Source organism: Stenotrophomonas sp. GD03930 (assembly GCF_029839665.1).
Lineage (GTDB): Bacteria > Pseudomonadota > Gammaproteobacteria > Xanthomonadales > Xanthomonadaceae > Stenotrophomonas > Stenotrophomonas forensis.
The window spans coordinates 74,559-92,289 of sequence record NZ_JAOCAV010000006.1 but is presented as its reverse complement, the minus strand read 5'-3'; the positions used below and the strand labels follow the sequence as shown (position 1 = coordinate 92,289).

The 17,731-nt window shown below is 67.7% G+C and carries 17 protein-coding genes; 10 read left to right on the top strand and 7 right to left on the bottom strand.

Annotated elements, in window-relative coordinates; genetic code table 11:
- Nucleotides 1-53 precede the first annotated feature (53 nt).
- Nucleotides 54-920: a protease HtpX gene (gene htpX, locus N5C18_RS21620; protein WP_049457138.1), complete on the top strand. Its 867-nt coding sequence runs from the start codon at nucleotides 54-56 to the stop codon at nucleotides 918-920.
- Nucleotides 921-1,588: 668 nt separating this feature from the next.
- Here the strand turns inward: htpX and N5C18_RS21615 are convergent.
- A complete protein-coding gene (locus N5C18_RS21615; RefSeq protein ID WP_004153814.1) occupies nucleotides 1,589-2,416 on the bottom strand; it encodes an inositol monophosphatase family protein in 828 nt (275 codons plus the stop codon).
- Between the two features lie 120 nt (nucleotides 2,417-2,536).
- Between N5C18_RS21615 and N5C18_RS21610 the strand changes: the two genes are divergently transcribed.
- The 3 genes from N5C18_RS21610 (at nucleotide 2,537) to N5C18_RS21600 (ending at nucleotide 6,409) form a co-directional block, all read left to right on the top strand.
- A complete protein-coding gene (locus tag N5C18_RS21610; protein WP_053450329.1) occupies nucleotides 2,537-3,307 on the top strand; it encodes an RNA methyltransferase in 771 nt (256 codons plus the stop codon).
- 76 nt (nucleotides 3,308-3,383) lie between these two features.
- Nucleotides 3,384-4,286 (top strand): phosphate/phosphite/phosphonate ABC transporter substrate-binding protein, encoded by a 903-nt coding sequence (locus N5C18_RS21605; protein WP_230078989.1) that lies wholly within the window; start codon nucleotides 3,384-3,386, stop codon nucleotides 4,284-4,286.
- The gene (locus N5C18_RS21600; protein WP_279945576.1) at nucleotides 4,283-6,409 is read left to right on the top strand and encodes an EAL domain-containing protein; all 2,127 of its coding nucleotides are present in this window, start codon (nucleotides 4,283-4,285) and stop codon (nucleotides 6,407-6,409) included. Before N5C18_RS21605 ends, N5C18_RS21600 begins: the two co-directional genes overlap by 4 nt.
- A gap of 68 nt (nucleotides 6,410-6,477) precedes the next feature.
- On the opposite strand, the gene epmB is transcribed toward N5C18_RS21600, so the two are convergent.
- Nucleotides 6,478-7,518, bottom strand: coding sequence for an EF-P beta-lysylation protein EpmB (gene epmB, locus N5C18_RS21595; protein ID WP_154582934.1), 1,041 nt, complete (start codon nucleotides 7,516-7,518; stop codon nucleotides 6,478-6,480).
- A 96-nt stretch (nucleotides 7,519-7,614) separates the two neighbouring features.
- Here epmB and efp point away from each other — a divergent pair, with 96 nt between their 5' ends.
- The 5 genes from efp (at nucleotide 7,615) to N5C18_RS21570 (ending at nucleotide 11,834) form a co-directional block, all read left to right on the top strand.
- Nucleotides 7,615-8,181, top strand: coding sequence for an elongation factor P (efp, locus tag N5C18_RS21590; RefSeq protein ID WP_006457340.1), 567 nt, complete (start codon nucleotides 7,615-7,617; stop codon nucleotides 8,179-8,181).
- A gap of 159 nt (nucleotides 8,182-8,340) precedes the next feature.
- Nucleotides 8,341-9,684, top strand: coding sequence for a TRZ/ATZ family hydrolase (locus N5C18_RS21585; RefSeq protein ID WP_053511833.1), 1,344 nt, complete (start codon nucleotides 8,341-8,343; stop codon nucleotides 9,682-9,684).
- 25 nt (nucleotides 9,685-9,709) lie between these two features.
- Nucleotides 9,710-10,426 (top strand): bifunctional 2-polyprenyl-6-hydroxyphenol methylase/3-demethylubiquinol 3-O-methyltransferase UbiG, encoded by a 717-nt coding sequence (gene ubiG / locus N5C18_RS21580; RefSeq protein ID WP_049458268.1) that lies wholly within the window; start codon nucleotides 9,710-9,712, stop codon nucleotides 10,424-10,426.
- Complete coding sequence (locus N5C18_RS21575; RefSeq protein ID WP_279945575.1) at nucleotides 10,423-11,118, top strand: phosphoglycolate phosphatase; 696 nt, start codon at nucleotides 10,423-10,425, stop codon at nucleotides 11,116-11,118. The genes ubiG and N5C18_RS21575 overlap by 4 nt, the downstream gene beginning before the upstream one ends.
- A gap of 11 nt (nucleotides 11,119-11,129) precedes the next feature.
- Entirely contained in the window at nucleotides 11,130-11,834 is a 705-nt protein-coding gene (locus N5C18_RS21570; protein ID WP_053450323.1) for a squalene/phytoene synthase family protein, read from the top strand.
- 88 nt (nucleotides 11,835-11,922) lie between these two features.
- Here N5C18_RS21570 and N5C18_RS21565 read toward each other — a convergent pair whose 3' ends face one another.
- From N5C18_RS21565 to yidD, 3 genes are read right to left on the bottom strand one after another with little or no spacing between them, the layout of a single operon-like run.
- Complete coding sequence (locus N5C18_RS21565) at nucleotides 11,923-12,771, bottom strand: M23 family metallopeptidase (protein WP_053511829.1); 849 nt, start codon at nucleotides 12,769-12,771, stop codon at nucleotides 11,923-11,925.
- Nucleotides 12,771-14,117, bottom strand: coding sequence for a dihydroorotase (locus N5C18_RS21560; protein WP_006457238.1), 1,347 nt, complete (start codon nucleotides 14,115-14,117; stop codon nucleotides 12,771-12,773). The genes N5C18_RS21565 and N5C18_RS21560 overlap by 1 nt, the downstream gene beginning before the upstream one ends.
- Nucleotide 14,118: 1 nt before the next feature.
- Nucleotides 14,119-14,373 carry a membrane protein insertion efficiency factor YidD gene (yidD, locus tag N5C18_RS21555; RefSeq protein ID WP_008266150.1) on the bottom strand — a complete coding sequence of 85 codons (255 nt, stop codon included), beginning with the start codon at nucleotides 14,371-14,373 and terminating at the stop codon, nucleotides 14,119-14,121.
- A gap of 272 nt (nucleotides 14,374-14,645) precedes the next feature.
- On the opposite strand from yidD, the gene dksA reads away from it, so the two are divergent.
- Nucleotides 14,646-15,875, top strand: a complete 1,230-nt coding sequence (dksA, locus tag N5C18_RS21550) for an RNA polymerase-binding protein DksA (protein WP_279945574.1) — start codon at nucleotides 14,646-14,648, stop codon at nucleotides 15,873-15,875.
- A gap of 140 nt (nucleotides 15,876-16,015) precedes the next feature.
- Here dksA and N5C18_RS21545 read toward each other — a convergent pair whose 3' ends face one another.
- Both N5C18_RS21545 and N5C18_RS21540 read right to left on the bottom strand, forming a co-directional pair.
- Nucleotides 16,016-17,263: an MFS transporter gene (locus N5C18_RS21545; protein WP_006457191.1), complete on the bottom strand. Its 1,248-nt coding sequence runs from the start codon at nucleotides 17,261-17,263 to the stop codon at nucleotides 16,016-16,018.
- On the bottom strand, nucleotides 17,260-17,712 hold the full coding sequence (locus N5C18_RS21540; RefSeq protein ID WP_049458275.1) for a SufE family protein: 453 nt from the start codon (nucleotides 17,710-17,712) through the stop codon (nucleotides 17,260-17,262). Before N5C18_RS21540 ends, N5C18_RS21545 begins: the two co-directional genes overlap by 4 nt.
- Between the last annotated feature and the right edge of the window lie 19 nt (nucleotides 17,713-17,731).

Here is a 17,731-nt window from a genome sequence, read left to right as displayed (position 1 = left end):
CTGACCACACCGCAAATTGACCGATATCGACCCCTTCCGAGCCGGATTTTCCCATGTTCACCCGTATAGCCCTCTTCCTGGCCACGAACTTTGCCGTGCTGATCCTGGCCAGCATCGTGATGTCGCTGTTGGGAACCGATCCCAGCAAGATGAGCGGCCTGCTGATCATGGCCGGCATCTTCGGTTTCGGTGGTTCCTTCATCTCGCTGCTGCTGTCCAAGTGGATGGCCAAGCGTTCCACCGGCGCGGTGGTGATCACCGAGCCGCGCAACCAGACCGAGCGCTGGCTGCTGGCCACCGTCGAGCGCCAGGCCAAGGCGGCCGGCATCGGCATGCCCGAAGTGGCGGTGTATGAGGGCCCGGAGATCAACGCCTTCGCCACCGGTGCCAACCGCAACAACGCGCTGGTGGCGGTGTCCACCGGCCTGCTGCACAACATGAGTGAAGACGAGGCCGAAGCGGTGCTGGGCCACGAGATCGCCCACGTCGCCAACGGTGACATGATCACCATGGCGCTGCTGCAGGGTGTGCTGAACACCTTCGTGATCGTGCTGGCCCGCGTGGTCGGCGGCATCATCGACAGCGCGCTGTCGGGCAACCGCGAAGGTGGCGGCCGCGGCTTTGCGTACTACATCATCGTGTTCGTGCTGGAGATGGTGTTCGGCCTGTTCGCCACCATGATCTCGATGTGGTTCTCGCGCCACCGCGAGTTCCGCGCCGACGCCGGCGGTGCCTCGCTGGCCGGCCGCCAGAAGATGATCGCCGCGCTGGAGCGCCTGCAGCTCAACCACGGTCAGAGCACGCTGCCGACCCAGATTGCCGCGTTCGGTATTGCCGGTTCGACGGCGAAGAAGCTGTTCATGAGCCACCCGCCGCTGGAAGAGCGCATCGCCGCGCTGCGGGCGTCGACGGTGGCGTAAGCCTCCGTACTTTCACGGTAGTGCAGGAACGCCTGGCCCCGCGCCGGGCGTTTTTGTTTGCGCGCCGACGCATGGGTGGCGCCGGGCAGGACCCGGCGAGAGTCATTTCCGCGACTGCGGAGGGGTGTCACTTTCTTTGCTCGTGCAAAGAAAGTAACCAAAGAAACACGCCGCCGGCCGCGAGCCGGTGCTGCGCACCGGTACCCTGCGCTCCTCGGCCCGTCGAGGGACGGTGCGGGAACTCGCTGCGCTCAGACACCCGCACCTCTTCGCCCTCGCCGGACCTGCGGTGCTCGGCTCGCTCAAGGCGGACCCAAGATCAAATGCCACAGCTGCACCCAGTAGATCCACGCCATGCGTGGATGCCGTTGCCGTTGATCTTGACCTTCCAGTCCGCCTTGAGCGAGCCGAGCATCGCAGGTGAATCAGGGGCGAAGAGGCGCCGGTGTTTGAGCGCAGCGAGTTCGGCGCCGTCCCCTGATTCGCCGAGAAGCGCAGGGTACCGGCGCGTAGCGACGGCTCGCGGCTGGCGGAGCGTTTCTTTGGTTACTTTCTTTGCGCGCAAAGAAAGTGACACCCCTCCGCGGTCGCGGAAACGAATCTCCCAGCGCACAAACGAAAACGGCACCTCGCAGGTGCCGTCTCCATGAACCGCAACTATGCGCAGATCAGAACTTCGCGTCGAACTCGGCGGCGTAGCCGGTGTTCACCAGCACCTTCTGCAGCGACTCGGCCACCTTCAGGTTGCCGGCGACGATCTGGTGGGTCTCCGGGCCGCGGTTGTCCATGCGGCCCAGGGTCGCGCCCTTGAAGTCGCAGACCTTGCCGCCCGCTTCGCGGACCAGCAGCAGGCCGGCGGCGATGTCCCATGCCTTCACGCCGGCCTCGAAGTAGGCGTCGGCACGGCCGCAGGCCACGTAGGCCAGGTCGAGCGCGGCCGAACCGGTGCGGCGGATGTCCTCGCCGTGCACCAGCAGGGCGTCGACCGCCTTCAGCTGGGCACTGGCGCGGGCGCGTTCGCGCGGGGCGAAGCCGGTGTGGATCATGGTGCCGTCCAGGTCCTTGCGGTCGGCCACGCGGATGCGGCGGTCGTTCAGCACGGCACCGGCGCCGCGGCTGGCGGTGAACAGCTCATTGCGCAGCGGGTCGAAGATGACCGCATCGGTCGGTTCGCCGTTCTCGACCAGCGCGATCGACACGCAGTAGTGCGGCACGCCACGCAGGTAGTTGCTGGTGCCATCGAGCGGGTCGATGACCCACATCTGGCGACGTTCGCCCTGCACGCCGCCTTCTTCGCCGAAGATGCCGTATTCGGGGTAGGCGCGCTTGAGTTCCTTGACGATGACCTTTTCCGCGTCCGCATCCACTTCGCTGGCGTAGTCCATCCGGCCCTTCTGCACCACGTTCAGTGCCTCGAGCTTGTTGATGTTGCGCAACAGGACGTTGCCGGCGAGGCGGGCGGCCTTGACCATGACGGTGACGGCGGGTTTCTGCATGGCGTGGGCTCCCGGAAAGGCAGAAGAGATGGACTGGCGGGGGAAAAGAGCAGGTCCGGCGCAGTGGCCGGCCGCACAGTTTACCATTGGTCATCGTCCAGCTCGACCTTTTCCCTGTTCATGTCCCAGTTTCCTGCCGCCACCCGCCTCCGATTCGTCCTGGTCGGTACCCAGCACCCCGGCAACATGGGGGCTGCCGCCCGCGCCCTGAAGACCATGGGCCTGGCCCGCCTGGTGCTGGTCGCCCCCGAAAAGCCACTGGACGAGGAGGCCTTCCGCCGCTCGGCCGGTGCCGAAGACGTACTGGGGGACGCCCCGGTGGTGGCCACCCTGGCCGAGGCGGTGGCCGACTGCCGGCTGGTGCTCGGCTGCACCGCCCGGGCCCGACGGGTCCAGCTGGAGGAGTACCTGCCGGCCGACGCCGCTGCGCGCGCAGTGGCCAAAGCGGGCGAGGGTGCCGAAGTGGCGCTGGTGTTCGGCCGCGAGCGCACCGGCCTGACCAACGAGGAACTGCAGCTCTGCCACGCCGCGGTGCACATCCCGTCCGATCCGGAGTTCAGCTCGCTCAACCTGGCCGCGGCCGTGCAGGTGCTGGCCTATGAAACGCGCATGCAGCTGCTGGGCGCACAGCCGGCGGCCGCGGCAGAGCCGGGCTTCCGCGAGCAGGTGGCCAGCCATGAGCAGATGGAGAGCTTCTTCGCCCAGCTTGGCGACACCCTGGACGAGATCGATTTCCACAAGGGCCGCGCCCCGGAATCGGCAATGCGCAAGCTGCGCCGCCTGTTCCTGCGCAGCGAGCCGAGCGAGCAGGAAGTGCGCCTGCTGCGCGGCATCCTCGCCGACACCCAGCGCATGGCGCGACTGGCGCAGGCGGGCAGCAAGGACAGCTGACGACGTTCTCATTTTTTCGGGTAGTCTGTTCGGATACCCAGGGGGGATGAAGCCTGTGTCGGGTCTGCGAAAGGCAATGCAGGGGGGACTGCTGAGCCTGGCCATGGTCCTGCTGGCCGGGACGGTGCGTGCAGCGCCGGACCCGGTGCTGGTGCTGGGCCGGATCAGCGATGATCCCAAGGCCCATTACGAGCAGCTGCAGCCCCTGCTGGATTATGTGGTGGCCCGCATGCACGACGTCGGCATCAGGGAGGGGAGGATCCTGATGGCACGCGATCCGCAGCAGATGGCCAGCTATCTGCGGCGGGGGCGGGTCGACTGGGTCACGGAAACGGCGGGCACGGCGGTGGCGCTGGGCCAGCGCAGCGGCGCAAGGCCCTTGCTGCTGACCGAACGCAATGGCGTGCGCGAGTACCAGACAGTGTTTTTCGTGCGCAACGACAGCCCGATCCAGCGCATGCGGGACCTGCCTGGGCATCGCCTGGCGCTGCAGAACACGGCGTCCACCAGCGCCTACCTCGTGCCGGTGATGACCTTGCTGCAGGAGGGGTTGTCGCCGCAGATCCTGGCCGGCGACTGGGACATGCCGGGGCGGGACAGCGTGGGATATGTGTTCGCGCGCAGCGAGTTGAACATCGCGACGTTCGTGCACAAGGGGGTGGTCGACGTAGGCGCGGTGAGCAGCGTGGACTGGAACGACGAGCGGCGGGTGCCGGCCGCGTTCCGGCGCGACTTCCGCGAGCTGCTGCGCACCGAGCCGTACCCGCGTGCGGTGGAGATGGTCCGCTCCGACCTTGATCCGCGTGTGCGCGATCGCCTGCAGGAAGTGCTGCTGCAGGCGGCCAGCGACCCGCGGGCACAGGGAGCGTTGCATCGGTTTTTTGGCACTTCCGGTTTCCACCGTGTCGATGCGCATGCGCAGCAGCGGTTGGATGAATTGAAACAAGGATTGACGCGCGTGCGGATGGAAGTGGAATGAAGTGGCTTGGCTCTGGAATGCAGGCCCGGTTCCTGCTGGCGATGGGCGGGGCAATGGTCGTGGTGGTCGCGATCCTGGCAGTGCTGCTGGGGCGCCAGACGGCGATGCAGGGCGAGGTGCGCAGCCTCAGTGGCGGTGTCATCCACGAACTGTTCGACCGCAGCGTGCGCAGCCGCGGCGAGGCGATGGCGCGAGAGTTGTCCGACTCGCTGGCCAACCCGTTGTACTACCGCGACCTGGACCAGGTCGGCGCACTGGTGCGCGGTACCGCGCGGCAGCCGGTGGTGCGCTATGTGCTGGTGTTCGACGAACGTGGGCGGTTGGTGCACGACGGCTCGATCGAGGTCGCCGGCTTCGGCCAGCAGATGGCCGACCCGCTGGCGCCCAAGGCTGCTGCCGCACAGGCACTGGTGGTGCAGGAATCGCCCAAGGTGCTCGACAACACGATGCCGATCATGATCGGCAACCAGCGCATCGGCGGAGTCCGCGTCGGCATGGCGCTGGACGAAGTGCAGCAGCGCGAGCAGGCCGCCAATGCCACCCTTGGCGAACGCCTGCAGCAGGCCGGCAGCCGTCATCTGGGCTGGCTGCTGCTGATGCTGGGCCTGCTGGTGGTGATCGGCGTAGTGGTGATCCTGTACGTGCAGCGGACCCTGGTCGCGCCGATCCGTGATCTGGCCGCGGCCGCCCGCCGCATCGAGGCCGGCGACTACCAGACGCCGTTGGCCGAGAACACCCGCGATGACGAAGTAGGCGAACTGGTGCGTGGCTTTGCCCGCATGCGCGATGCGATCGCCCGCCATGACCGTGAAGTGCGGCACATGGCCTACACCGATGCGCTGACCGGATTGACCAATCGCCTGGCCTTCCGCGAGGCACTTGACCATCGGTTGATGGCCGCGCGCGCGTCCAACCATCGGCTGGGCCTGCTGTTCGCCGACATCGACGATTTCAAGCGGGTCAATGACACCCTCGGTCATGAAGCCGGCGATGAAGCATTGCTGCAGTTCGCGCAGCGCATCGGCCGCGCGGTAGCCGAAGCCGGTGGCGACGAGGCCCTGCTGGCGCGCTTTGGTGGCGACGAATTCGTGATCCTGGTTGGTGACGGTGACGTTGCTGCCAACGCGCGGCTGCTGGCCGAAGTGCTGGTGCGCGAACTGGGCAAGCCGCTGGTGGTGCAGGGCCGGGAGCTGTTCCTTGGCACGTCCATCGGCGTGACCCTGTTCCCGGACGATGCGGCGGATGCGACCACGCTGCTGAAGAACGGTGACATCGCCATGTACCAGGCGAAGATGGCCGGCAAGAACTGCTACCGCTACTACAGCCGGGCGATGGACCATGCGGTCGAGCGCCGCGTGCACATGGAGCAGGAACTGCGCGGGGCCTGGGAGCGCGGCGAACTGCGCCTGGCCTACCAGCCGATCTTCCGCATGCGCGACCGCCGCATGGTCGGTGTCGAGGTGCTGCTGCGCTGGCAGCATCCGACCCTGGGTACGATCCCGCCATCGGTGTTCATCGAGGTGGCCGAGCAGAGCGGGCTGATCGAGATCATCGGCCCGAAGGTGTTGCGCGCGGCCTGCATGGAGGCTGCGCAGTGGCCACGCGGGGTGGCCGGGGACGACCTGTTCGTGTCGGTCAACGTGTCGCCGCGGCAGCTGCGGGGCGGCGAACTGCCGGCGCTGGTCGCACAGTGCCTGCATGAGTCCGGGCTGCCGGCGTCGCGCCTGCACCTGGAACTGACCGAGACCGCGGTGATCGGCGATGAAATGGTCGCCGCGCAGCTGCTGGACAAGCTGCACAGGACGGGCGTGAAGGTCTGGCTGGATGATTTCGGCACCGGCTTCTCCGGGCTCAGCCATCTGCGCCAGGTGCCGGTGGACGGGGTGAAGATCGACAAGAGCTTCGTGGCCGACATGCAGCGTGATCCCGACGACCTGGCACTGACCACCGCGATCATCGCGATGGCCCACGCGCTGGGCATCACCGTGGTTGCCGAGGGCATCGAGCAGCAGGCGCAGTTCGAGCTGCTGGCCCAGCGTGGCTGCGACCTCGGCCAGGGCTACTGGCTGAGCCACCCGGTGACCGCCACCGAAGTGGTGCGGATGATCGAGTCGGGCGTCTGACAGATTGACGTTGTGCTGGGGTCAGATCCCTTTTCCACGGGAAAAGCGATCTGACCCCGGTAGTGCTCTTACACCGGGCGCTTGCTCGGATCGCCAGGCAGTTCGCGCACCAGCTTCGGGATCAGGTAGCCGGACAGGCGTGCGGTGAGGCCGGCAATCAGTGCCTTGGCCTGGGTGTCGTCCACTTCGAAGTGGGCCACGCCTTCCACCTTGTCCAGCTGGTGCAGGTAATAGGGCAGCACGCCGGCGGCGAAGCTGCGCTCGCTCAGGTCCTGCAGGGCCTGCACGCTGTCGTTGACCCCGCGCAGCAGCACCGCCTGGTTCAGCAGCTGCGCACCCGTACCACGCAGGCGCGCCATCGCCGCGTCCACGTTGGCATCGAATTCATTGGCATGGTTGGCGTGGACCACGATCGCCAGCGGCCACGGCAGGCTGCCCAGCCAGGCCAGCAGTTCCTCGTCCACGCGTTCGGGCAGCACGATCGGCAGGCGGCTGTGGATGCGCAGGCGGCGGATGTGCGGGATCGCGCGCAGTGCGTCGGTCAGTTCGACCAGCTTGTGCGTGGCCAGCGACAACGGGTCGCCGCCGGACAGGATCACCTCGTCGATGTCCGGATCGGCCGCGATGGCGGCGACTGCTTCCTGCCAGCCGCCCTTGGCCGCATTCTCCGCGCCGTAGTCGAAGTGGCGGCGGAAGCAGTAGCGGCAATTGATCGCGCAGCTGCCGGTGGCGACCAGCAGGGCGCGGCCGCGGTACTTCTGGATGACCCCGGTGGCCTTTTTGGCCGCACCATCACCCACCGCATCGAAGCTGAATCCGGGGGCGGGGCGCATTTCCTCGTCGATTGGCAGCACCTGGCGCAGCAGCGGGTCGGTGGCGTCGCCCGTGCGCATGCGGGCCACGAAGCCCTCCGGCACGCGCAGCGCGAACTGGGCCATGGCCGCCTCCGAGACGCCCAGCGCGGCCGGGTCCAGCTGCAGCCGGGCCAACAGGGCGTGCGGGTCACGCAGCGCCTGGCGCCAGAGCTGCTGCCAGCGCGCGGGCGCGCCTGGCGACTGGGGCCGGGGGAAGGCGGAAAGCTGCATGGAGAGGGGGCCTGCGGTTATCATGGGGGCAGAAAAACAGTCGCCCACCGGCATCCGGTGGGCTTTCCATTCTAACGGCTCGCCGCACCCGCGGCGTTTTTGCCACTCAGGAGTTTACGCATGGCCAGCTACGGCATGAACGACGTCAAGAACGGGATGAAGATCCTGGTCAACAACCAACCGGCTGTCATCATCGACACCGAATACGTCAAGCCGGGCAAGGGCCAGGCCTTCACCCGCGTGAAGTACCGCCTGATCAAGGACGGCCGTACCCAGGAAGTGACCATGAAGTCGACCGACTCGCTGGATGCAGCCGACGTCGTCGATACCGACATGAACTTCATGTACAGCGACGGCGAGTACTGGCACTTCATGGACCCGGAATCCTTCGAGCAGGTCCAGGCCACCAAGGCCGGCATGGGCGGCGCCGAGAAGTGGCTGAAGGGCGAAGAGTCCTGCGTGGTGACCCTGTGGAACGGCGAGCCGATCTTCGTGCAGCCGCCGAACTTCGTCGAACTGAAGATCACCGAAACCGATCCGGGCGTCCGTGGCGACACCTCGGGCGGCGGCGGCAAGCCGGCCACCCTGGAAACCGGCGCCGTGGTCCGCGTGCCGCTGTTCGTCAACCAGGACGAAATCATCAAGGTTGATACCCGTTCGGGCGAATACTCCGCACGCGTCAAATAAGGTTCCGGCCGTAGGCCGACCTTACTGTAGTGCCGGCCGCTGGCCGGCAACCCCGCGGCCTCGAGGGCTGCGGGACGGCGCCGGGCATCGCCCGGCGCCATGACCACGATCCATCCCCGATGGATCGTAGGCCCGCCACCCCCCAGCCAGTGAGCCCGCATGAGCGATAGCCCGCACCTCCCCGAAGCCTGCGACCTGCTCATCGAAGCCGGCTATGTCGTTCCGATCGAGCCACATGCGGTGGTGCTGGAGGACCATGCCGTCGCCGTGCGTGGCAGCGAGATCGTGGCCATCCTGCCGCGCACCGAGGCCCGTGCGCGCTTCCGCGCCGCCCAGGTGGTCAGCCGCCCCGAGGCCGCGCTGATGCCGGGCCTGGTCAACGCGCACACCCACAACCCGATGACCCTGCTGCGCGGCGTCGCCGACGACCTGCCGCTGATGACCTGGCTGCAGCAGCACATCTGGCCGGTGGAAGCGGCGGTGATCGGCCCCGAGTTCGTCGCCGACGGCACCACGCTGGCCATCGCCGAGATGCTGCGTGGCGGTACCACCTGCGCCAATGAGAACTACTTCTTCGGCGACGTGCAGGCCGCGGTCTACAAGAAGCACGGTTTCCGCGCGCTGGTCGGCGCGGTGATCATCGATTTCCCCACCGCTTGGGCCAAGACCGACGACGAGTACTTCGCCAAGGCCGGTGAACTGCATGACCAGTGGCGCACCGATCCGCTGATCGGCACCGCGTTCGCGCCACATGCGCCGTACACCGTCAACGACGCCAACTTCGAGCGGGTGCGGATGCTGTCCGACCAGCTCGACATGCAGGTGCACCTGCACACCCACGAGACCGCGCAGGAGATCACCGATTCGATCAAGCTGCACGGCCAGCGCCCGCTGGCGCGGCTGGATCGGCTTGGCCTGGTCAACGACCGCCTGATCGCGGTGCACATGACCCAGCTGACCGACGCGGAAATCCACCTGTGCGCCGAGCGTGGCGTCAGCGTGGTGCACTGCCCGGAATCGAACCTGAAGCTGGCCTCCGGCTTCTGCCCGGCCTGCGCCCTGCAGCGCGCCGGCGTGAACCTGGCGATCGGCACCGATGGCTGCGCCAGCAACAACGACCTGGACATGTTCAGCGAGAACCGCACCGCGGCGATCCTGGCCAAGGCCGTGGCCGACGATGCCACCGCGCTGGATGCGGCCACCACGCTGCGTGCGTCCACCCTGGGCGGCGCGCGCGCGCTGGGCTTCGGTGACCGCATCGGCTCGATCGAAGTCGGCAAGCAGGCCGACCTGGTCTGCGTCGACCTGTCCGCACTGGAAACCCAGCCGCTGCACAACGTGCTGTCGCAGCTGGTCTACGCCACCGGCCGCCAGCAGGTCAGCGATGTCTGGATCGCCGGCAAGCCCAAGCTGGTGCAGCGCGAGCTGGTCGGCATGGACCTGCCGGGCATCATCGCCAACGCGCGCCAGTGGCGCGAGCGCATCCGTCATATCCGCGCCTGAACCCCGGCGCCGCAAGGACTCCCTCATGACTGCCCCCCACGCTTCCTCCAATTTCGATCAGGCCGAGCTGGACAAGTTCGCCGCGCTGGCCAACCGCTGGTGGGACGCTGACGGCCCGCAGAAGCCGCTGCATGCGCTGAACCCGGTGCGGCTGAAGTACGTGGCCGACCGCGTGCCACTGCGCGGTGCGCGCGTGCTCGACATCGGTTGCGGTGGTGGCCTGCTGAGCGAGGCATTGGCGCAGGCCGGTGCCGACGTCACCGCCATCGACCTGGCCCCGGAACTGGTCAAGGTCGCGCGCCTGCATGCGCTGGAAAGCGGCGCCACGGTCGATTACCGCGTGCAGGCCGCCGAGGACCTGGCCGCCGAGCAGCCGGGCAGCTTCGACGTGGTCACCTGCATGGAAATGCTTGAGCACGTGCCCGACCCGGGCGCGATCATCGAGGCCTGCAAGCGCCTGCTGAAGCCGGGTGGCCATCTGTTCCTGTCGACCATCAACCGCACCGCGGCGGCCTTCGCAGTGGCCATCGTTGGCGCCGAGTACGTGGCACGGTTGCTGCCCAAGGGCACCCACCACTACCAGGAATTCATCAAGCCGGCCGAGCTGGCGCGCTGGCTGCGCGAGGCCGACATGCAGCTGGTGGATGTCAGTGGCATGGCCTACGAGCCGTGGCGCAACCATGCCCGCCTGAGCAGCCGCACCGACATCAACTACCTGGCTTACGCGGTCAAGCCGGCATGACCACGGCCGGCTTCCCGCGCGCGGTGCTGTTCGATCTGGATGGCACCCTGCTGGACAGTGCGCCGGACTTCGTCGCCACCTGCGATGCGATGCTGGCCGAGCGTGGCCGTGCGCCGATCGATCCGGCGATGTTGCGCCCGGTGGTGTCGAAGGGCTCGCGGGCGATGGTGTCGGCGGCCTTCCCGGAACTGGATGCCGCCGCGCGCGATGCGCTGGTCCCGGAATTCCTGCAGCGCTACGAAGCGCTGATCGGCCAGCATGCGGTGCTGTTCGATGGCGTGGCCGGCATGCTGGCGGCACTGGATGAGGCCGGTACGGTGTGGGGCATCGTCACCAACAAGCCGGAGTACCTGGCGCGCCTGATCCTGCCGCAGTACGGCTGGCAGCAGCGCTGCGCGGTGCTGGTCGGCGGTGACACGCTGGCCGAACGCAAGCCGCATCCGCTGCCCCTGCTGCACGCCGCACAGGCCATCGGCATTGCCGCCGAAGACTGCGTGTACGTGGGCGACGACGAGCGCGACATCCTCGCCGCGCGTGCCGCCGCCATGCCCTCGGTGGCGGCGCTGTGGGGCTACCGCCTGCACAGTGACGACCCGCTGGCCTGGCAGGCCGACGTGCTGGTCGAGAACGCCGGACTTCTGCAACTGGCCAGCCTCTGGCCGACCCGGCCGGCAGCACCGGCCCAGCCGTAAGGAATGACGTAGTGAGCAGTACCGCGCTGGACAGTTTCCTCGACAAGTGGCGCAGCCGCTGGCCGGAATGGTCGGTGGCCGCGCCGTTCGTGGCCGAATCGCAACGCGAGATCGCGGTCGCGTGGTTCGCGCTGCTGCAGGAATTCGACGACATGCTCAACACCGGCGGCGATCCGTTGCCGGCCGATGCCAAGCTGGCCTGGTGGGGCGAGGAGCTGCGCAGCTGGGCCGCGCATCGTTCGCGCCACCCGCTGGGCCGCCTGCTGGAGCCGGCGCGTGCACCGTGGGCGCAGCTGGCCGAGGCGCTGCCGGATCTGGTTGAAGCGCGCACGGTCGCGCTGGATGCGGCCGGCGCTGAACGCGCACTGGCCAACTATTCCGACGCGGTGGCGGCGGTGGAAGCGGCGTTGTTCAACGACAAGCCGCGTACCGGTGCCGGGCGTGCGGTGCAGCTGCAGACCCTGGCCCAGCGTCTGCAGGATGCCGGCGTGGCGGGCGTACCGCGCAGCCTGCTGGATGAGGACGCCGGCACGGCCGCGCAGCGTTGGGCGCAGTATCTGCTGAAGGGCTGGGGCACCCGTGTGCCGGGCCCGCGCCCGCGCCGCGTCTGGTCAAGCCTGGCGCGCGCCCGCGTGGCCGCACAGGCTGCGGGCAAGCCGATCGAGGCCACCCCGGTGCGCACGCTGCTGCGTGTGTGGTGGGCCGCGCGCGGTTGATTGATCGCCGCTGGTAGTGCCGGCCGCTGGCCGGCAGCTCCGGCGCTGCGGAATTCATGCAATTGCCGGCCAGCGGCCGGCACTACCGCTACTTCCGTTCCAGCACCAGCAACGGATCGATGCGGGTATCGAACCAGTTCATGCCCCAGTGCAGGTGTGGGCCGGTGGCACGGCCGGTGGCGCCGACGGCGGCGATCACCTGGCCCTGTTCGACACGGTCACCGACCTTCACGTCGATGCGCGACAGGTGCAGGAAGTTGGAGCTGACCCCGAAGCCGTGGTCGAGCAGCAGCGTGCCACCGGTCAGGTACAGGTCCGGACCGGCGAAGGTGACGATGCCGGCGGCCGGCGCCTTCACCGGCGTGCCGGTCGGCACCGCGATGTCCATGCCGGAATGACCTGCACCGGGCTGCCCGTTGTACACGCGCGCATTGCCGAAGCGGCCGCTGATGCGGCCCTGCACCGGCCAGATGAAGGTCTGGGTGAAGTCGGTGCGGTCGTCATCGCGGGCACGCGCGGCAGTCACCTGCGCCTGTTCGCGCTTGATCCGCTCGGCAATCGCCGGTGGCGGGTTGACCGTCTTCGGCGGCACGCCGTTGACCCGTTCGGTGGGCCAGTCGCGTGGCGTCACCGCGATGGTCGCGGTCTCGCTGCCACCATCGGGGCGCTGCACCTGCACGCGCAGCGGGCCCTTCTCGTCGCGGCCGATACCGAACACCACGCTGCCATAGCCGCTCACCCGCAACTGCCGGCCGGCGTACTGCACGCGGCTGCCGGCGGGCACCTTGCCGATCACCAGCGCGCCCTGCGACGCGCTGGCCGGAAACACCACGCGGCTGTCGATCAGGCTGCCGATGCCATCCTGTGCCTGCGCCGGGGGTGCAGAAAACAGGGGCGCGGCCAGCAGCAGCGCCCCGATCATCAGTGCCGGGCGCATCAGCGGTCGTAGGTCATGCGCTGGCCGGCGGGCTCGCCCACCAGCTTGCTGCCGTCCCACACCTGCTGGCCGTTGACCCAGGTGGAGGCAATGCGCGAACGGAAGGTGGTGCCTTCGAACGGCGACCAGCCGCACTTGGACAGCACGTCCTCGCGCTTGACGGTGAACGGCACGTCCTCGACCAGCACCAGGTCGGCGAAGTAGCCCTCGCGCAGGAAGCCGCGCTCCTCGACATCGAACAGCTGTGCCGGGGCGTGGGCGAACTTCTGCACCACCTGCTCGCGGGTCAGCTTGCCTTCGTGCACGCGCTCCAGCGCGGCTACCAGCGCGTACTGCACCAGCGGCAGGCCCGACGGCGCCTGCGCATAGGGCTTCTGCTTCTCTTCCCAGGTATGCGGGGCGTGGTCGGTGGCCAGCACGTCCAGCACGTCATCGGCCAGCGCGGCGGTGATCGCCTCGCGGTCGGACACTTCCTTGATCGCCGGGTTGCATTTGATCAGGTTGCCCTTGGTCGCATAGTCCGGGCGTGCGAAGTGCAGGAAGTGCACGCAGGTTTCGGCGGTGATCTGCTTGCGGCTGCCGTCGGCGCGGATCAGCGGGCCCTTCTCGAACAGCGCCAGCTCGTCGGCGGTGGAGATGTGCAGCACGTGCAGGCGGGTGCCGTGCTTGCGTGCCAGCGACATCGCCAGCCGGGTCGACTTGATGCAGGCTTCGCGCGAACGGATGTCCGGGTGCATGTCCGGGGTCAGTGCGTCGCCGTACTTTTCCTGGAAGGCCTTCAGATTGGCATCGATCATCGGCGTGTCTTCGCAGTGCGTGATGATCGGGGTCGGGCATTCGCGGAAGATCGCGTCCAGCGTTTCCGGGTTGTCCACCAGCATGTTGCCGGTCGAAGCGCCCATGAACACCTTCACGCCGGGTGCCTTCTTCGGGTCCAGCGCACGGATTGCTTCTAGGTTGTCATTGCTGGCGCCGTGGTAGAAGCCGTAGTTGGCCCACGCGCGGCCGCGCGCCAGTTCGTACTTGGCTTCCAGGATGGTCGAATCCAGCGTCGGTGGATTGGTGTTGGGCATGTCCATGAAGCTGGTCAGGCCACCGGCCACGGCGGCAGCCGATTCGCTGGCGATGTCGCCCTTGTGGGTCAGGCCCGGTTCGCGGAAGTGCACCTGGTCGTCGATCATGCCGGGCAGCAGCCAGCGCCCGGCCGCATCCACCACCTGCTCGCCGTCTCGCGGCGTCAACCCGCTGCCGATCTGCGCGATGCGGCCGTTCTCGATGCGCAGGTCACCATCGAAGGTGCGGCCTTCGTTGACCATGCGGGCGTTGGTGATGAGGGTGGAGGACATGTCAGTGTTTTCCTGTGCAACGGCAAGAGGGGGCGTTGGGGGACTCGGGCACGGGGTCGAAGCCGCCGGGATGGAACGGATGGCAGCGTCCCAGGCGGCGCGCAGCCAGCCAGCTGCCGCGCAGCGGGCCATGCAGGGAGATGGCCTCCATCGCGTATTCAGAACAACTGGGCACGAAACGGCAGCGCGGCCCCAGCAGGGGGCTGATGAAGCGCTTGTAGAAGCGCAGCAGGGCAATGAGCAGGCGCGAGATCACCCAGTCATCTTATGCCAGTTGGCATGAAGGCCGCATTTGTGCAGGATGGGCCGTTGGTCGCATGTCGCCGATGGCCTGCGACCGGTACCAGCACCTTCGGGTGCTGGCTAGGTTCCGTACCGCGCAAGGCGGTCCGTGTTCGTCGGACCGCCCCTTGGCTGGCTTGGCTCCAGGACTGAATGGAGCAGGGCCGCTGAGGTTGCTGCTGCGGGTCGGGTAGGCTATAAAGGCCCGCTTTCCCGGGCCCCGGGGAATCCAAGGAAGAGCGTTTCGTGGCTGCTAAAAAAACTGCAAAGAAGGCCGCAACGGCCGCCAAGAAAACCGCCAAGCCTGTTGTGAAGAAGTTGGCGGCAAAGCCCGTTGCCAAGAAGCCGGCCAGCAAGCCGGCGACCAAGGCAGCGTCCTCGCAACCGGCGGCCAGGAAGGCCACCGCAAAGAAAGCGCCGGTCAAGGCAACCAAGCCGGTGGCGAAGAAGGCCGCCGCGCCCGCCAAGGCCAAGCCTGCCGCCGCCAGCAAGAAGGCGCCGGTGGTGAAGAAGGCTGCCGGCAAGGCCGCGCCGGTCAAGAAGGCCGCCGCCAAGCCGGTAGCGAAGAAGGCAGCAGCCAAGCCGGCGCCGAAGGCGGTGGTGAAGAAGGCTGCGGCCAAGCCGGTCGCCAAGCCTGCCGCGAAGAAGGTGGCTGCGGCTAAACCGGCGGCCACGCCTGCCGTTGTAAAGAAGGTCACCAAGAATGTTGCTGCGCCGGCCGTAAAGCCGAGCCCGGCCCCAGTAGTGAAGTCCGCACCGAAGCCGGCTGCCAAGCCGGCTCCGGCCAAGCCTGTCCCGGCCAAGACCGTGGCAGTGGCAGCAGCCCAACCGGCCCCCAAGCCGGCCCCGGCCGCCGCACCTGTTGCTTCGAAGGCCCCGCAATCCAAGAATCCCGTGCCCGTTTCGAAATCGCCTGCCAAAACCGCCGTGAAATCCGATTCCGCCCCGAAGACCGTGTCGCGCCCTGTCGGCAAGGTTGCCGTGGCCGTCGCCGCCCGCTCGGCTGCACCGGCCCCGCGCAGCAAGTACAAGGTGGTCGAGTACAAGACCGACGAGGCCACCGGCCGCCCGATCCTGCCGGCTGGCTACAAGCCGTCCTCGGAAGAGGAATACATGAGCCCGCTGCAGCAGGAGTATTTCCGCCAGCGCCTGCAGAACTGGCGTGCGGACCTGGTGGAAGAGTCCAAGCAGACCATCGAGAACCTGCGCGAGGAAGTGCGTGACATCGGCGATGAAGCCGAGCGCGCGACCCGCGAAACCGAGAACTCGCTGGAACTGCGTACCCGCGACCGCTACCGCAAGCTGATCGGCAAGATCGACAGCACCCTCAAGCGCCTGGAAGCCGGCGACTATGGCTACTGCGTGGATACCGGTGAAGAGATCGGCCTGGAGCGCCTGGAAGCGCGACTGACCGCCGAGCGTACCATCGACGCCCAGGAGCGTTGGGAGCACCTGCAGAAGCAGCAGGGCGACTGATTCCCGGTCGTTGTCTGGTCATGCGAAAAACCCGGCCTCGGCCGGGTTTTTTGTTGGGCTTCCTGGCTTTTGTAGAGTCGAGCCATGCTCGACTGGCGCCTCTGAAAAGCAGTCGAGCATGGCTCGACTCTACAGAACAGCTACTGCAGGTCGCGAAGATTCAACTTCCGCAGCGTCGGGTTCTTCCACGCCGTGATCCCGGCCACGCTCAGCACCGCGAACCCACCCAGCACCACCGCCGGCACCAGGCCCAGCAGCCGCGCCATCGTGCCGGCGTAGAACGCGCCCAGTTCGTTGGACGAACTGATGAAGATGCCGTTGATCGACGACACCCGTCCGCGCATTTCCTCCGGCGTGGCCAGCTGCAGGATGGTCGAGCGGATCACCACCGACACGCCGTCGAACGCCCCGTAGAACAGCAGGATCAGCGCCGACAGCCAGAAGTGCTGCGACAGCCCGAAGCCGATCACGCACAGGCCGAAGCCGGCCACCGCGAACAGCAGCACGCGGCCGGCATTGCGGTGCAGTGGGTGGCGGGCCAGCCACAGCCCCACGCATACCGAACCCAGCGCCGGCATCGCGCGCAGGATGCCCAGCCCTTCCGGGCCGTGGTGCAGGATTTCGTGCAGGAACGCCGGCAGCATCGCCACCACGCCACCCAGCAGCACCGAGAACATGTCCAGCGCCATCGCGCCGACCATGATCCGGTTGCCCACCACGAAGCGCGCGCCTTCGGCGATGCTCCTGAAGATCGGCGCGGCCGGGCCGGTGTGCACCGGTTCTTCCACCTTCAACGTGGCCAGGCACCCCATCGCCACCAGCGCGAAGACGGTGGCCACCGCATAGGACAGGCCCTTGCCTCCGAAGCCGACCAGCACGCCGCCCAGTGCCGGACCGGCCACCATGCCGGCCTGGAACACCACGGCACCGAGGCCGGCGCCACGCGCGAACTGGTCGCGGGCCAGCACGCGGGCGAACAAGGCGTTGTAGATCGGTGACAGGAAGGCGCGCACCATGCCGGTCAGTGCGATGGCCGCATAGATCGGCCACACGCCCTCAAAGGGCAGCCAGCCCTTGGCCACGCTGGTCAGCACCAGCGCGGTGGCGATCAGCCCGGAGCAGGCGACCATGCCCAGCCGGCGCCGCGGCAGATGGTCGACCAGGTAACCGGCGAACGGCGCCACACAGAAGAACGGCAGTACCTCGGCCAGGCCGACCAGGCCCAGCGAGAACGGATTGCGGGTGACTTCGTAGATGTGCCAGCCGACGGTGACCGCGACCACCTGGTAGGACAGCATCGCGAAGATGCGGTATGCCAGCAGCCTGGCGAAACCGGGCCGGGACAGCAGCCCCAGCGCGGTGTCTTCGGCGGTGGCAGGTTCGCTCACGACGGATCGCGCTGCAGCTGGGCCTGCGCGGTCTCGCGGATGAAGGCCAGCATCGCCGCCACGCCGTTGCTGCGGGTGGGCGAGAGGTGGCGGGCCAGGCCGATGTCCTGGATGTAGCTCGGTTCGGTGTCCAGGATCTCCTGGGCCGAGCGCCCGGAATACACGCGCAGGGCCAGGAAGATCAGGCCGGAGACGATGGCCGAGTCACTGATGGCATGGAAGCGCAGCGACTGCGCGTTGCCTTCCGGCACGATCCAGACCATCGACTGGCAGCCGAGCAGGCGGTGCTCCTCGGTCTTCCATTCCTCCGGGAAGGCCGGCAGCTTGCGGCCGAGGTCGATCAGGTACTGGTAGCGCTCGGACCAGTCGCCGAAGAAGCCGAATTCCTCGGCGATGGCGGTCTGGGCCTCGGCGGCGGTGGGTTCAAGCGGGAACGGGGAGTCGGTCACAGCAGTCTCTACAGTGGGG

What these genes read in the sequence shown, in the direction of transcription:
- htpX (WP_049457138.1), top strand. Translation starts at nt 54, where the DNA reads ATGTTCACCCGTATAGCCCTCTTCCTGGCCACGAACTTTGCCGTGCTG.
- N5C18_RS21615 (WP_004153814.1), bottom strand. Translation starts at nt 2,416, where the DNA reads ATGCAGAAACCCGCCGTCACCGTCATGGTCAAGGCCGCCCGCCTCGCC.
- N5C18_RS21610 (WP_053450329.1), top strand. Translation starts at nt 2,537, where the DNA reads ATGTCCCAGTTTCCTGCCGCCACCCGCCTCCGATTCGTCCTGGTCGGT.
- N5C18_RS21605 (WP_230078989.1), top strand. Translation starts at nt 3,384, where the DNA reads ATGCAGGGGGGACTGCTGAGCCTGGCCATGGTCCTGCTGGCCGGGACG.
- N5C18_RS21600 (WP_279945576.1), top strand. Translation starts at nt 4,283, where the DNA reads ATGAAGTGGCTTGGCTCTGGAATGCAGGCCCGGTTCCTGCTGGCGATG.
- epmB (WP_154582934.1), bottom strand. Translation starts at nt 7,518, where the DNA reads ATGATAACCGCAGGCCCCCTCTCCATGCAGCTTTCCGCCTTCCCCCGG.
- efp (WP_006457340.1), top strand. Translation starts at nt 7,615, where the DNA reads ATGGCCAGCTACGGCATGAACGACGTCAAGAACGGGATGAAGATCCTG.
- N5C18_RS21585 (WP_053511833.1), top strand. Translation starts at nt 8,341, where the DNA reads ATGAGCGATAGCCCGCACCTCCCCGAAGCCTGCGACCTGCTCATCGAA.
- ubiG (WP_049458268.1), top strand. Translation starts at nt 9,710, where the DNA reads ATGACTGCCCCCCACGCTTCCTCCAATTTCGATCAGGCCGAGCTGGAC.
- N5C18_RS21575 (WP_279945575.1), top strand. Translation starts at nt 10,423, where the DNA reads ATGACCACGGCCGGCTTCCCGCGCGCGGTGCTGTTCGATCTGGATGGC.
- N5C18_RS21565 (WP_053511829.1), bottom strand. Translation starts at nt 12,771, where the DNA reads ATGCGCCCGGCACTGATGATCGGGGCGCTGCTGCTGGCCGCGCCCCTG.
- N5C18_RS21560 (WP_006457238.1), bottom strand. Translation starts at nt 14,117, where the DNA reads ATGTCCTCCACCCTCATCACCAACGCCCGCATGGTCAACGAAGGCCGC.